Origin of the sequence: Caballeronia mineralivorans PML1(12) (assembly GCF_001028175.1) — a bacterium.
In the GTDB taxonomy this organism is placed as follows: Bacteria; Pseudomonadota; Gammaproteobacteria; order Burkholderiales; family Burkholderiaceae; genus Caballeronia; species Caballeronia mineralivorans.
In genome coordinates this window covers 1-296 of record NZ_AEJF01000343.1, presented here as the reverse complement: position 1 = coordinate 296, position 296 = coordinate 1, and the positions used below count along the sequence as shown (strand labels likewise).

Here is a 296-nt window from a genome sequence, read left to right as displayed (position 1 = left end):
AACAACAACAAAAAGCCTTTCAACGTGCCGTTAACTGAACGATCTGCCAGTTTGCCGCCGAGATAGTTACCGATAGAGAATCCGACACCAATCAGCACCAGCATTGCCGTGACGAACACCGGTGTTGCGTGGGTAATACTTTGCAGTACCGGAGAGATATAGGTGTAGAGAGTAAACATTGCACCAGCTCCCAGTACCGTCGTCAGCAATGCAGACAGCACCTGCGGACGCATTAATACCGCCAGCTCTTTTTTCACTTCAGGTCGTGCCCCTGCACCACCTTTAGGTAATGAGAA

At 50.0% G+C, this 296-nt stretch carries 1 pseudogene; it reads right to left on the bottom strand.

Annotated elements, in window-relative coordinates:
* Positions 1–296, bottom strand: a pseudogene (locus tag EOS_RS42940) (MFS transporter); the annotation flags it as partial.